Origin of the sequence: Ensifer sp. ENS08, from assembly GCF_014852195.1 — a bacterium.
In the GTDB taxonomy this organism is placed as follows: domain Bacteria; phylum Pseudomonadota; class Alphaproteobacteria; order Rhizobiales; family Rhizobiaceae; genus Ensifer; species Ensifer adhaerens.
In genome coordinates, this window is sequence record NZ_JACVBF010000005.1 from 340401 (window position 1) to 354499 (window position 14099).

Below are 14099 nucleotides of genomic sequence, written 5' to 3' on the forward strand. Positions count from 1 at the left end.
ACACGCCGAGCGCGTTCCGCGCATCAGAACGCACCAACGAGCATCAACTGGTAGCTGAAACTGTTGGGCGCCGAGCTAATGCTTCAGGATCTGACCGAGAAACAGCTTGGTCCGCTCGTGTTTTGGATTGTCGAAGAAATCATCGGGCCTAGCCTCCTCGAGAATCTGTCCCGAGTTCATGAAGATTACGCGATCTGCGACGGCCCTGGCGAACCCCATCTCGTGGGTGACGCAGACCATCGTCATGCCGTCCTTTGCCAGGCTCGTCATGGTATCAAGGACTTCGGACACCATCTCGGGGTCGAGCGCGGATGTCGGTTCGTCAAACAGCATCACGGCCGGCTGCATGCAGAGCGAGCGCGCGATCGCGACGCGCTGCTGTTGGCCGCCGGAAAGCTGGATTGGAAACTTGTGGGCCTGTTCCGGGATGCGTACCCGATCGAGGAATGTGAGCGCCCTTGCCCGCGCCTCCGCTTCCGGCACGCCGTTGATCCACATCGGTCCGACCATGCAGTTCATCAGCACGGTCATGTGCGGGAAAAGGTTGAAGTGCTGGAACACCATGCCGACGTTGCGGCGCACATCCGAGACATTGCGCATCTTCGGATGCAGGTTGATGCCGTTGACGACGATCTCACCTTCCTGGTGCGCTTCCAAGCGGTTGAAGCAACGGATCAAGGTAGATTTGCCGGATCCGGACGGACCGCAAATCACGATGCGTTCGCCCTTGCGGACCGTCAGGTTGATGTCGGTCAGCACCTGGAAGGCGCCGTACCACTTGGAAACATTTTTGACGTCGATGATGGTCTCGGCGCTCATCTGACCTTGCTCCTGGCATAGTGACGTTCGATGCGGGACTGGATCAGCTCGAGAACGATAGACATCGTCCAGTAGAGCATGGCGGCTGATATGAGCATTTCCATATGCTGGAAGGTCTTCTGGCCGAGCGTCCGTGCGAGAAACATGAGCTCCCAGACACCGATGACGGAGACCAGCGAGCTGTCCTTCAGCATGGAAATGAACTGGTTACCGGTCGGAGGGATGATGACCGGCAGCGCCTGAGGCAGGATGACCTTGCGCATCGTCAGCCCGAAGCCGAAGCCGATAGAGCGCGACGCCTCCCACTGGCCACGGTCGATGCTCTGGATGCCGGAGCGGAAGATTTCTGTCATGTATGCGCCGTAGCAGAGCGAAAGTGCCAGAATACCGGCCGGCACCGCGTCGATGATGAAGCCGAGCTGCGGCAGGCCGAGATAGATCAGATAAACCTGCATCAACAGCGGCAGACCGCGAAAGAAGGACGTGTAGAAGCTCGCAATCGCATAGGCGAAGCCGTTGGTCGAGAGCTTGGCCACGGCGCCGAGGATGGCGATCGCCGAGGCAATCACAATCGAGATCGCCGAAACATAGACCGTCGTCACCAGCCCTTGCGTGATGAGGAACGGCAACTTTTCCTCTATGAAGGGCAGGCTGAGATCGAAGGTCTGGAAGAAGGCGAGGAACAGCGCCAGCAACTCGAGCCAGACGACCACGATCTGGACCCTGAGGCTCGCAAAGCCGATCAGGACGATGTTGAGGCAGAAGAGCACCGCCACGACGAAGGCGGTCGCAAAGCGGCCGTAGAATCCGCTTTCGAGCGGCTCGCCGATCACTGGCCGCATCAATTCGCCCATCGTTGTGCCGGTCAGGCCGAAGGCCGTGAAGGCAATGAGGACGGCAGCGAACATGCTGGCCACGAACCATGGTTTGTGGACGAGTATTTCGGACTCGACAGTATCGGGATAAAGCATCTTTGGTCCCTTTGGACAACGTGCGGTCCGGCTGCCCGGACCGCCAGACATGGCTGCCTTACTTCACGACGGTGTAGTCGACGCCGTACCATTTCTCCGACAGCTTGCTCAGCGTGCCATCGTCCTGCATCGCCTTGATCGCTTCGGCGATCTTGTCGCTCAGCTCCTTGTCGCCGTGTTCGACAGCGACTGCGAGCGGTTCGTAAAAGACCGGGTCGCCAACCTGCTTGATCGGATAGCCGGCCTTGATTGCGTCGCGAATGCTGGGCAGCGACGATACGACTGCGTCGAGCCGCACGCCGTCACCGAGGCGCAAATCATCGAATGCGGTCGTCGAGTTGGCGTAGGACTTCACCTCTTTCGGCTTGAAGGTGTATTCGAAGGCAGGTGCGCCAGCAGCGTCGAGGGTCAGATCCTGTTTGGCATAGGCTTCGAAGGTGGACGTCGCCGTCGCGCCGACGACCTTGTCGTCCAGATCGATCAGGCCGACCACAGGGCTGTCCTTGTGCACGGCCACGGCGGCCGGGGTGTAGTAGTAGACGGCCGGGAAATCGAAGACCTTGGCACGCTCCTTTGTCGGCGTCATCGAGCCGACATGCATGTCCCAGCGCCCCTGCCAATTGCCGGCCGTGATGATGTCCCAGCCGGGGGTAACAAACTCGACACCGACACCCAACCGCTTGGCGAGTTCCTTGGCGACATCGACATCGAAGCCGTCCATCTCGTTCTTTTCGTTCATGAAGGACTGCGGCGCCCAGTTGGCGTCGGTCGCTACCTTCAGTGTCTTTGCATCGAGCACGTGGTCGAGTACGGCCCCGGCGTGGGCCGGAACGATCGCGAGCGACAAGGCAAACGATGCCGCCGCGGTGAGTTTTGCGAATGTGTTCATGTTGTCGTTCCCTTTGTCGTTCTGGTTTTTGACAGGGTCCTCTTCCTGCCATCGGGTTGATCTTGAGTTCTGAGCCCGCCATCCGTCTTCCGGCGATACGAGGTAGCGCGGCGCTGCCCCTTCCTAGAAAACGTGGAAGTCAGCGCTCTCCTTTTTCAGCCATCTCGTCGCGGACGCGCCGGGCCACACGGAACGCTTCGACGCCTGCGGGAATGCCGCAGTAGATCGCGATCTGCACGAGTGCTGCGCGAAGCTCTTCGTCGGTCAAACCGTTGCGGATCGCCCCGCGAAAGTGGACGCCGAATTCGTGCATGCGGTTGAGCGCTGCAAGCATTCCGAGGTTCAGTAGGCTGCGGCTCCTCAGGTCGAGGCTTTCGTCCGTCCAGACGGTGCCCCAGCAACGTTCGTTCAACAGATCCTGAAACGGCCGCGAGAAGGCATCGCTGCTGCCAATTGCCCCATCGACATAGTCATCGCCAAGCACCTGGCGTCGGATGGCCTCTCCCCTTGCTCGCAGTGCTTCATCCATCGACCGTCTCCCCCTGGCTCATGAACTCGCCCATCAGCGTTGCCACGACGTCGGGCGCCTCGATCAAGATGGAATGGCGAAGGCCCGGCAGGATACGAAGCTCGGACCCGGGAATGCGCTCGTGCATGTAGCGCGCCATGCGCGGGTTGGAGCCGGCATCGTCTTCGCCGGTAGCAATCAGCGTTGGGCATCGGATCTGGTCGAGAAAGCCGCCGAAATCCGTTTCCGCCAACACACGATAGGCTGCCGCGTAGCAGTCGGGGTCGTTTTCGGCGTCCCGCGCCCTTAGCCGTTGGATCACCTGCGGGTTGTTCTCCTGGAACTCTTCCGTCAGCCAGCGCGACAGCGAGGCATTGTGATGGTCGGCAGGCGTTCCGTCTCTGAGGGCGGCGAGGCGGTCGAGAACCCGCTCACGCTCGGCCGGCGTGCGGCCGGCGACGGTCGACAAGAGCGCCAGCCTGCGCAGACGTCCAAGGTGGGTCAGAGCGAGACGCTGGGCGATCAGGCCGCCCAGCGAAAAGCCTGCAAGATTGAAGGTCGGGAAGCCCGCTGCGTCGGCAAGCCCCAGCGTCTCGTTGACGAAGTCGTCGATCTCGTAGCGGCCCTTGACCCGGCTGGAGCGGCCATGACCACGAAGGTCGAATGTCAGGATCGTGAACCGGTCCTTCAAACGTTCGACCACGCCCGACCACGCTTCGAGATAGGAGCCGACGCCGTGGATGCAGACGAGCGGTTCGCCTTCTCCCTCGATGCGGTAGTTGAGCGTCACCTCTCCGACGGTATGGCGCTGAGCTCCTGCCATGTTCAGGCACCCACCGCGATACGCTTCTGTTCCTTCTCACGGGCCGCGAAGAAGGGCATGATTTCGCTGACAAATAGCTCCAGCGTCCGCTTCTGCAGCTCGAACGGCAGATTGAAGGTCAGGCCCAGACAATACTGGTCCACACCGGCGGCCTCATAGACCAACAGCTTCTCGATCGCTTCGTCCGGCGTGCCGAACATCAGGTTCTTGCGGATGTTGTCCGGATTGTAGTTGTCCTTGCCCTTGACCGCTTCGTAGGGCACTGCCTCGGGGAAGCCGTTGTGCACCGTGCCGATGTTCTGCATGAGGTTTTCGAAAGCGCGGCCGTAGTCCATGCTGTGCTTGACGGCATGTTCCCACCCATCCGGCCGGTCATAGACGCAGGTGCGGCGCTGCATCATAAAGCGCGGGCGCGGCACCTCCGGATGATCGGCGACCGCCTTGCGAAATTTCTCGGAGAGCACGTGGATTTCGGCTTCCGGCGCGGAGAGCGGCGTCGATAGGATACTGGCGCCGTTTGCGATCGCCCAGTCGAAGGTTCCGGGATCGCGCGCCGCCACCCAGATAGGCGGGTGGGGTTGCTGCAGCGGCTTCGGCACTGCCGCCGTGACCGGAAACTTCCAGTATTGTCCCTCATGGGCATAGTCGCCGGACCAGAGCTTCTTCACGGCCGGCACGATCTCCTTCATGTAGGCCACCCCCTCCTGCTGCGGAATACCACCCGCCATACGGTCGAACTCGTACTGGTAGGAACCGCGCGCGATCCCGAACTCAAGGCGGCCATTGGTCAGGTGATCGCAGAGCGCCGACTCGCCGGCGAGCCGGATGGGATTCCAATAGGGCGCGACCAGAGTGGAGGTGCCAAGCCGGATGCGATCCGTGTGCTGCGCGAGCCAGACCAGCGTCTGGAACGGATTGGGGGAGATCGTGCATTCCAGCGTATGGTGTTCTGCAGTCCACAGCGTTTCGAAGCCGCCTTCGTCGGCAAGCCGCGCGAGTTGCAGCAAGTTGCTCTTGACCTGCTCCATCGGAGTATCGGGGGAGAAGCGTTCCATCGTGAGGGAGACTGCGAACTTCATGTTTTCTGCCTTTCCTGTGCCCGTGCTTTTGCTGTCACTTCAGACGGATGACGAAGGGGTCCTGCATCGCGCCGGAGTAGTCGACGATGACGTTCTTCAACCGCGAGAACTCGTGCATGACCTCGAACCCGCCGCGCCGGCCGTAGCCGCTTTCCTTGAAGCCGCCGTTGGCAGACATGAAAGACGCGGAGCGGTAGGTGTTAATCCAGACGGTCCCGGCATCGATCCGGTTGGCGAACCGCAGCGCCCGGTCGATGTCCTTTGTCCAGATGCCGGAAGCCAAGCCGTATCGCGTATCGTTGGCGAGCCGGATCATCTCTTCCTCGTCGCGGAACGGCATGACGCCGACCACCGGACCGAAGAGTTCGTCGCGCATGAAGGTCATGTCGTTTTGCGCATCGACCATCACTGTCGGCTCGAAATACCAGCCCCCTGACGAAAGCCCTTGCCGCTGCGGACGCCGCCCGCCGGCGGCAACGCGCGCCCCTTCCTTGACGCCGGAGGCCACGTAGGATTCAACCTTGGAGAGCTGATCGGCGAGCGCGAGCGGACCGATGTCGGTGTCCTCGACCGCCGGGAGACCGACCCGTATGCGTTGCGTTCGGGCGACGAGCGCCTCAACGAAGCGATCATAGATGCGCTCCTCGACGAAGCAGCGGGAGCCGGCAACGCAAGTCTGGCCAGCGGCTGCGAAGACCCCGGAGACGACGCCGTTGACCGCATGTTCGATGTCGACATCACCAAAGACGACGTGAGGCGACTTGCCGCCAAGCTCCATCGAGCACGGAACAAGGTTCTGCGCGGCGTTGCCGGCGATGCGCCGGCCGGTGGCCGTGCTGCCTGTGAAGACGTATTTCGCAACGCCAGGATGACGCGTCAGCGCCTCACCGGCGCTCTGGCCCGTACCCGTCACGACATTGACGACGCCGGCGGGAAAGCCCGCCTCGTGGATCAGTTCCGCAAGCGCCAAGGTCGAGGCGGTCGCGTGTTCCGAGGGCTTGATGACGACCGTATTGCCGATTGCAAGGCACGGTGCCAGCGTGCCGGTCAGAAGCATCAACGGCGAATTCCACGGCGTGATCATGCCGACGACGCCCAAGGGCTCGCGCAGGTTGAAGTTCAGCGTATCGAGACGATTGATTGGAATGGTCTCGCCCTGCAGCTTGTCGGCCATGCCCGCGAAATAGTGATAGCTGTCTGGCATCGAGCGCATCTGCGCCCGGGTTTCCTTGAGAAGCTTGCCGTTGTCGCGCGTCTCGATTTCCGCCAGCCTATCGGCATTGGCGCGAACAAGTTCGGCGAGACGGCGCATCAGCGCGCCGCGATCGGTCTGCGTCATGCGGCGCCAGGCCGGGTCGCGGAAGGCGGCGGCGGCAGCAACGACGGCTGCCCCGACATCGTCCGCACCTGCTTCAGCAAAATGATACCAGGGCTCGCCCGTCGTCGGGTCGAAACTGGCGATGTAGTTGCCGTTCTTCGGTGCCACGAACTGCCCGCCGATGAACAGCAACTGGCGCGAACCCTCGATGGAACTGACCGTCGTCTTCATTTCAATGTCCTTGGTCTTGGGAGGTCTGAAGCCAGGTGCGAGCTTCGCCGTCGATCATCGCCACACGGCCGCCGTCGTCGGAATCCATGTAGATGCCGAAGCGGCCGGCTTGCCGCTCGCGCACGTAGCGGCGCAACATGGATCGCAGTTCGTGCGTCGCGATCGCATCGTCAGGAAGATCGTCGAGCGGGAAGAAGCGCAGATCGGATGGCAGGCTCTTGCCGGCGCCGCCCTCACCCGCCAGCCGTGCGCGATAGACCAGGTAGCCCGGATCGCTGTCGGCGACATCGAAGACCGAGTAAAGGAAGGTCTCGTCCGGGACGAGGCTGAGCGCGTCGCCACCGTCGATGACGAGCTGGCTGTCGGCTTTGCGGCGCCGTGCTGACGGCAGAACCCAGCCGCCCTTGCCATCCGAACGCAGCAGCAAGCCTTCACCGGCCTCGATCAGATAGCCGATGATCATCCCATGCGACGCAAGCCAGCCGTTTGGCAGCGGGTCCTTCACACTGGCATAGCGGCCGCGGCAAAAGCCGAGCGGTGCGGTGGGACTGGTGCCGAATGCGCGAACCTGGCCGATCAGGATTGCATGGTCGCCGGCGTCCACGGTGTTGTAAGTCGTGCAATCGAACCAGGTCAGGCTGTCAGTCAGGACCGGCGCGCCCGTGTGGATATGATCGTGGGTCACCGACTGGAATTTGTCGGGGGATTTCGAGGCAAAGTTTCCCGAGACGTCGACCTGTCCTTCATGGAGGATATTGACCGCAAAACATCCCGCATTCGTGAAGGCAGGAAAGCTCGACGCGGATTTCGCGACGCAGACCAATAGCAGCGGCGGATCGAGCGAAACCGACGTGAAGGAATTCGCCGTCATTCCACGCGGCGTGCCGTCTTCGTCGCGGGTGGTGATGACGGTGACACCGGTTACAAACGTGCCGAAGGCGCGACGAAGCGCAATCGGATCAATCGGCACGTCCGTCGATGCTGCTGTCTCAACCATGCGCTTTTCGCCTCCTCACCATCAAGTTGGTTGGAGGCTAACGCCGTGATGGCGACCATGCTTCCATGGCTTCAAAGGAGGAGCGAAGGAACTTCTCCATCGATCCCGAGGAGACCATCAAAGGCGCAGAAGATCGGTGGCGACGAGGTCACAAGGCGATACTTGGCCGATGAAGATAAGCTAACTGCTGGCGGTAGAGCGGTTGTCGATGACGCCGTGCAGGCGGATCGCGAGCTCGACGGCAAAGCGCTTTTCCGGCGTCTCGACATCGACGCCGAACAGTTCCTGGATGCGCGCCAGCCGATAGCGCAGCGTCGTCACATGCAGGCCCATAGCATCGGCACAGGCCTGATTTCGGCAACCTTCCTGCAGATACACCGACAGGGTTTCGAGGTAAGGAGTACCGTTGTCCCGGTCGTGATCGACAATGGCGCCCACGCTCTCCTGCACGAAGCCGCGCACGTCGACCGCCTCGCAGGCGGCGACCAGCATCGGCAGCGGGCCGAAATCCTGGGCGGAGACCGCCCCGGTCAGGCCGAATGAACGCCCGATGCGGATCATCCGGGCGCAGCGCTCCCAGGCCGGCGGATAGTCCGAAAGGGCCGCACACCGATTGCTGGCGACGACGATAGGTGCCTCGTCGAAATAGCGGCCGAGTTCCTCGGCGATACGCCGCGCGAGCTTTGTCGTGCGCTCTTGCCGCTTACCCGTATCATGAGGGACGAGGCAGACGACGCCGCCCTCGACCGCGATCAGGTTTGCCTGGACGGATGCCTGCTGCATGACACGCGAGAGCGTGTGCTCCACATCGACAGAAGCGCCGCCAAATGCCTTCGTCTTATCCGGAAAATCGACGACGATCATCTGCTGAGGCGTTGAGAAGCTGAGCCCGAGCCGTTGAGCCCGCTGGGCGACATCACCGGCATTACGCCACCGCGCCTCCACGATCTCGAAAAAGAGTTCGGTCTGCGTCCGCGTCTCGAAGCGAAACCGGATGAAGCTTCGCATCATCTGCACGCTCAATGCAAACTTGGCGCTGTCGAGCATCAGGAGATCGAGATCGCTGAATTCGCGGGTCGTCGGGAAAATGATGAGCGCCCCAACCAGTTGATTGTCGACCATCAGCGCTTCGATGCGGGCCGTTATTTTGAACCGTTGCGTGCCGTCGTCGAGGTAGAGGCTCACGGCGTCGGCCGTCCCGCGCTCGACGGCATCACGGGCCGCCTTCATCAGCGGCCGGCTAAGAACGGTAGCGGCCGCCTGCTGCCAACCAGCCTCGTCGTAAAGCGCATTCGGCGACCGGCCAGCAACGACCTGATTGGCCGTGAAATCAACGACGACGGCCGGGTTCGGCAACATCTTCCCAACCATGCTGGAAAGCGATGCGACCGACCCGTCGCTCAACACATGTTCGAGCAGCGACGTATGCGCCTCCAGCGCGCGTTCCAGCCGCTGGGCGGATCGCTTCTCAGCTTCGAGACGGTGTTCCCGTTGGACGGCGATGGCGCCGAGGTGGATGATCGTGCCGAGAAAAGCAAGGTCGTCCTCCGACACTTCAGTCACCTCGCGGGCGATGACGCTGAGCACCATCGGGCGGCCCTCAGCATCCCTGCAGTTCATCGGCATGACGAGCACCGTTCGATAGTCGCGCTCGAAGGCCTCTTTTCTGTAGCCCGGAAACTCGCCCGACGCACGCGCGTCCCTGATATAGACGGGCTCATTGCGCTGCAAGGCGATCAGGGAGGGGCTGGTCGCCAGCTCCCACTTGTCGGGCAGCTGCCGCTCGATCAGCGTTGGATCATGGCGCACGATGACATACGCATACCCATGCGCAGCGTCGATCCCCATGATTGAGCCTAGGGCCCAGTTCGCATGGCGGCATGCAGCGGCGATGAGCTGCTGCAATGCCGTCTGAAGATCGCTACCGCTGTTAATCTGGCTCGCGATGTCGCGGAGCGACAATATCCGGGACTTCTGATCCAACTGCCTCGCCTCTTGATTTCTATCAATCAACATGCGCGCCGGTAGTGGACAAGTCTACTTCGTTTCGATGGATATCTTCGGCCAAACTTTCTATGAAAGGTAGTATCTTCAACGCCGAGTTCGAGGTCATCGAACTGGCGATGACCTCGAAGCCGCTATCCCATTCAGGCTTCAGTCAACGCCGGCTTTTTCGAGCACTGAGATCGCCAGAACCTTGGCCCCCGTCTTGATGGAAATCTCCGGGGCCGGAGCGAAAAATGGCGAATGATTGGAGGGAACGGGCCTGTTCTCTTGGCTGGCTTTTTCAACCTGTTCGGGTGAGGTCCCGCCAACCCAATAGAAAATGGAAGGCACGCCTGCTTCTATGAACTCGGGATAGGTCTCGACGCCCAACGTCGGCTGGACCGCGGTCGGGACGTAGACGACGCCGTCAAAGGACGCATCCAATGCCGGCCTGACGTCGCCGATCAACTCTGACGAGTTCGTGCCGGCCACAGCGCCGCCGCCGATGCGCAGCAGTTCGGGTTCCGGCGCCATGGCCGATTGCGCCGTCGTCTTGGCGACGCGCTGCATCGCCTCCAGCAGCAGCTTGCGCGTCTCCGGGGTGGTCGAACGCATGGTCAACTTCAGCTTGGCCTGATCGGGGATGATGTTGCCCGCAGTCCCCGCCTGAAAACTTCCGACCGTAATCACGCCCGGTTCGCGCGGATCCTTCTCACGGCTCACAACAGCCTGGATATCGGTGACGAAACGGGCCCCCTGGACGATCGGATCGATCGAGAGATGCGGAGCGCTGCCATGCGCCCCGCGACCCTTGAAGGTCAAGTCGAACGTATCGGAGTTTCCGCTGAAGGCACCGTCCTTCACGGTTATTTTGCCGGCGAGATCACCGTTCACGTGCATGGCGAAGCCGAAATCTGGCTTCGGAAACTTCTCGAACAGGCCGGCCTTGAGCATGGCCGTTGCGCCGCCGCCGATTTCTTCGGCCGGCTCACCGACGAGGAGCAGCGTTCCATGCCAATCATCCTTCATCTCGACCAGCAATTGGGCCGCCCCAAGCCATGACGCCATATGGATATCATGGCCGCAGCTATGGGCGACAAAGACCTTTGCCGTCTCATCTGAGTTTCCAGGCCATTGGGTTGCCGGCACCTGTACGCGGCTGGCGTAATCGAGCCCGGTCTTTTCCTCCATCGGCAGCGCATCGAGTTCGGTTCGCAGCATGATCGTCGGGCCGTCGCCATTCCTAAAGACACCGACGAGAGCGGTACCCGCACCCAAGCCGACGGTCACCTCGAAGCCAAGCTTCTCCAATTCTGCCGCCAGACGCTTTGCCGTCCGTGTCTCATGAAAGCCGAGTTCAGGATTGGCATGGAGTTCCTTGTAGACCTTCTCGAGTTCCGGATACTTCTGGTCGATGAGCCTATCGAGCCGTGCGCTCGCAGCGTAAGCTGTGCCCGCGGAAAGCTGCAGGACAAGCATCAAAGCGGTCGTGTTCGCCAGTAACGTCTTCATTTGGTTCCCTTCCATCTGGTGGTCGCCTGTTGGCGGAGCCATGATGGGCGGGCGCAGAGACGGGCGCATTCTCACGGACGGAGGAAGACTGATGCCATTTTTTCTCCACTCGGAACAAAGGCCCGAAATTTCCTCCAAAAAGAAGACGATCTAGATTTCGCTCATTGAGCGGAGTCGTTCAACGCGGGGATCTCCTTGTCTTTGCAGCAACGACCGGTGCCCACTTCCTCGAAACAGAGGAAGAAATGCCCAGGCGAGCCGGTAAGTTGTCGCAAGTTTCCACTATCAGCGGCGTCCCAATGACACTCGGCATCCGAAAAATTTGCACCTTCCTGGAAGAAACCCTTATCGAAGGCGGCAAGATAGCGCCGCGCCCGGTCAACGTCGTCTTGGTGGCTGCAGTGATCCAGAACCCCTGGGCAGGGCGAGGCTTTGTCGAAGATCTGCGGCCGGAAATCACTCGCATCGCCGGTGAACTTAGCCAGGAGATGACGGGCCGGCTGCTCCGCCAGATGCCTGCGGATAAGGTCGAGGCTTGCGGCAAGGCCGCGGCCGTCGGCATCGCCGGTGAGATCGAACATGCCTCGGCGATGATCCACACGCTGCGCTTCGGCAACCCCTTCCGCGAAGCGATCGGCGGCACGAACTACCTCGAATTTGCCAACACTCGTAATGCGCCGGGCGCTCTGTTATCGCTGCCGATGATGCACAAGAGTGAGAACGGCAAACGATCGCATTTCCTTACCGCCAACTTCCAGATCGCCGACGCCCCCGGCCCCGACGAGATCATCGTTGCTATCGGCGCTGCCGATAGCGGTCGCGCGCACGCGCGCATCGCCGACCGTTTTCAAGACATCGCGGAAATGGAAGCAGAAAAGGCGGCATTGCTCGGAAGCGCTTGACGCAGACCAGAGCGCGATACCGCCTCAGGAGTTTGCCATGAGACTTGACGCGATCGACCTACGCATCCTCGACGCCATCCAACGGGATGGCCGCATCACCAAGCTTGCACTCGCAGAAAAGGCGGGCCTTTCTGCCACGCCCTGCTGGATGCGGCTACGCAGATTGGAAAAGGCCGGCATCATCAGCGGATATCACGCGCGCCTATCTCTTCGACGGGTAGCCCCCGTCGCAAGCGCCATGGTCGAATTGACACTTGCCAGCCACCGCCAAGTCGACTTCGACAGATTCGAGCGGGTTGTTCGCGACATTCCCGAAATCGTCTGCTGCTGGTCAGTCGGCGGTGGCGTTGACTATGTCCTGAAGATCGTCGCTGCCGACATCGACGCCTACCAGCGCCTGATCGACACGCTTCTCGACTGGGAACTCGGAATCGCCCGCTACTTCACCTACGTCGTCACGAGGACCGTCAAGGAAGACCCAGTTGTGCCAGTGTCGCTTCTCGTGGCGACTTGACCCTTTTGCGAATTGGCGCCTTCACCTTTTCGGAACAAGACGTTTCCTGCACCTCGCTCGAGGCCATCTTTTCTTGCTGAGATCCCGGAACGATTTCGCGATGCGGGCGTTTCCACGTTGTCTTGATTCTGTTTCCCCAATCAGGGTCAGGCACAAGGCTTCACCAATGTCCCCCAGTGAAGTCTCTTCGATAAGAGCCTCTGGCCTCGTCGTGCCCCCGACGGGGCCATACTTTTTAAGACAGCTCTTTATCGGAAAGCGCTTTGATAGGGCGAGTGCGGCTTCCAGGCTTTGCGACGAAAATTGCAGAAAACGCGCATGGAAACGTAGGGTGCGGGAAAATGTTCCGCCATGGGACTTCAGTCTGATAATCCCTCCGCAATGGTCCTAATACCGTAGCTGCCAGCGCCAGCCGCCCTAGATTTTCTTTTAGCCCATGGCCAGCTCCCCTGCGCGCTGCGGGCGAACAACGACACCAGGGCGGCCTATCGTCCCTTCGGTTCGCCCTGGTGTCGCTGATGATCGAAGGAACACAGGATGTACGAGCAATACCGGTATAACCAACCAGAGCGAAAATTCTCGACAGGGCTTCCGATCGGAGTGATGCTCCTGGCGATGGTCGTCATCGGCGGCTACCTGTTCGTGGGCAGCGCGCTCTCGAACACCCCTCGCCAGCAAGTCGCCACTGTCCTTCCAACGTCGGTCGCACCCTCGAATTAGGCTCTGGCGGAAACGGGGGGCCAGCCATGAGACTCATGCACCTGGGACGAGCCCGCCTGGAGATGGCTTTACCCCGCCATCGCCCCCAGCTGCGCCTTGCGAAATACCCTGATCTGCTCGATCTCTTCGAGGCTTACGCGCTCGCCGCCTCGGCTCTCGACGATCTTTTGCAGGAGTACCCGGCTCGCATCCAGCTGATCACTGAATATCAACAGATCTGCGCCGACTTGCAGACAGAGGTCGTGGTCCTGCTCACTCTCACGGATGAGCGACTGTTTCCATGATCGACCGCGGCCCAAGCCCATGCCTTTACGAAGGGACAGGGTTCTCCCTGTCGCACAAAGGGATCGAACCCTGACAAACGAGTACAGCGGAGGGTCGAGCCATGACCGAACGACGCCAGATGGACGCCAGCGAAATACCGGCATTTGTGTTCGACGTCCTCGAAGTAGGCTGCGACATTTGCGCTGTCGGCCACGACAGCTACGTAATTGGCGAAATCGACGAGCAGACCCAAGCGAGCAGAACCCTTGATCGGATACTAGAGAAATACGGAAACCGCGACCCTCTGAGATGGCAAATTGTTGCCTATCTTTGGTCAATCGGCCGCTTCGTGGAGCTTACGTCGGAGCCCACACGGCATTGATTGCACGTAGAGCCAACCACGCTGCCGGCATGTCCCAATGAAAACATGTATCGCCGCTATCAAGCGTCATCGTGAACTGGTCCTTAGGCGACACGCAAATCTGGTCCGCCAAGGGTGTTTAGTTACTCTCCATACCGGCTGCCGTCGTGGACTTCTGTAGAAGCCCGCTACGGCGCTTTTCTCG

14 protein-coding genes are annotated in these 14099 nt (G+C 60.8%); 4 read left to right on the forward strand and 10 right to left on the reverse strand.

Translation table 11 applies throughout. The features are described 5' to 3' along the window. Positions 1-75: 75 nt before the first annotated feature. The 10 genes from IB272_RS15220 to IB272_RS15265 form a co-directional block, all read right to left on the reverse strand. Positions 76-819, reverse strand: a complete 744-nt coding sequence (locus IB272_RS15220) for an amino acid ABC transporter ATP-binding protein (protein ID WP_034799947.1) — start codon at positions 817-819, stop codon at positions 76-78. Further along, the gene (locus IB272_RS15225) at positions 816-1790 is read right to left on the reverse strand and encodes an amino acid ABC transporter permease (RefSeq protein WP_034799945.1); all 975 of its coding nucleotides are present in this window, start codon (positions 1788-1790) and stop codon (positions 816-818) included. The genes IB272_RS15220 and IB272_RS15225 overlap by 4 nt, the downstream gene beginning before the upstream one ends. A 58-nt stretch (positions 1791-1848) precedes the next feature. Next, positions 1849-2679, reverse strand: coding sequence for a transporter substrate-binding domain-containing protein (locus IB272_RS15230; RefSeq protein ID WP_060607905.1), 831 nt, complete (start codon positions 2677-2679; stop codon positions 1849-1851). Between the two features lie 139 nt (positions 2680-2818). Beyond that, a complete protein-coding gene (locus IB272_RS15235) occupies positions 2819-3208 on the reverse strand; it encodes a carboxymuconolactone decarboxylase family protein (RefSeq protein WP_192444536.1) in 390 nt (129 codons plus the stop codon). Further along, the gene (locus tag IB272_RS15240; RefSeq protein ID WP_034799940.1) at positions 3201-4010 is read right to left on the reverse strand and encodes an alpha/beta fold hydrolase; all 810 of its coding nucleotides are present in this window, start codon (positions 4008-4010) and stop codon (positions 3201-3203) included. The genes IB272_RS15235 and IB272_RS15240 overlap by 8 nt, the downstream gene beginning before the upstream one ends. A 2-nt stretch (positions 4011-4012) precedes the next feature. Beyond that, positions 4013-5089, reverse strand: a complete 1077-nt coding sequence (locus IB272_RS15245; RefSeq protein ID WP_192444538.1) for an LLM class flavin-dependent oxidoreductase — start codon at positions 5087-5089, stop codon at positions 4013-4015. Positions 5090-5123: 34 nt separating this feature from the next. Further along, entirely contained in the window at positions 5124-6638 is a 1515-nt protein-coding gene (locus tag IB272_RS15250; RefSeq protein ID WP_060607908.1) for an aldehyde dehydrogenase, read from the reverse strand. A 1-nt stretch (position 6639) separates the two neighbouring features. Continuing rightward, positions 6640-7635: a flavin reductase gene (locus IB272_RS15255; protein ID WP_060607910.1), complete on the reverse strand. Its 996-nt coding sequence runs from the start codon at positions 7633-7635 to the stop codon at positions 6640-6642. 180 nt (positions 7636-7815) lie between these two features. Continuing rightward, positions 7816-9618: a helix-turn-helix domain-containing protein gene (locus IB272_RS15260; protein ID WP_060607913.1), complete on the reverse strand. Its 1803-nt coding sequence runs from the start codon at positions 9616-9618 to the stop codon at positions 7816-7818. 171 nt (positions 9619-9789) lie between these two features. Beyond that, positions 9790-11133 (reverse strand): amidohydrolase, encoded by a 1344-nt coding sequence (locus tag IB272_RS15265; protein WP_060607915.1) that lies wholly within the window; start codon positions 11131-11133, stop codon positions 9790-9792. Between the two features lie 299 nt (positions 11134-11432). Here IB272_RS15265 and IB272_RS15270 point away from each other — a divergent pair, with 299 nt between their 5' ends. The 4 genes from IB272_RS15270 to IB272_RS15285 all read left to right on the forward strand — a co-directional run bounded on the left by IB272_RS15270 (position 11433) and on the right by IB272_RS15285 (position 13915). Then, complete coding sequence (locus tag IB272_RS15270) at positions 11433-12035, forward strand: amino acid synthesis family protein (RefSeq protein WP_060519031.1); 603 nt, start codon at positions 11433-11435, stop codon at positions 12033-12035. 37 nt (positions 12036-12072) lie between these two features. Then, positions 12073-12549 (forward strand): Lrp/AsnC family transcriptional regulator, encoded by a 477-nt coding sequence (locus tag IB272_RS15275; protein ID WP_060607921.1) that lies wholly within the window; start codon positions 12073-12075, stop codon positions 12547-12549. 746 nt (positions 12550-13295) lie between these two features. Continuing rightward, positions 13296-13553 carry a hypothetical protein gene (locus IB272_RS15280; protein ID WP_192444540.1) on the forward strand — a complete coding sequence of 86 codons (258 nt, stop codon included), beginning with the start codon at positions 13296-13298 and terminating at the stop codon, positions 13551-13553. Between the two features lie 101 nt (positions 13554-13654). After that, positions 13655-13915 (forward strand): hypothetical protein, encoded by a 261-nt coding sequence (locus IB272_RS15285; RefSeq protein ID WP_234798879.1) that lies wholly within the window; start codon positions 13655-13657, stop codon positions 13913-13915. Positions 13916-14099 lie beyond the last annotated feature (184 nt).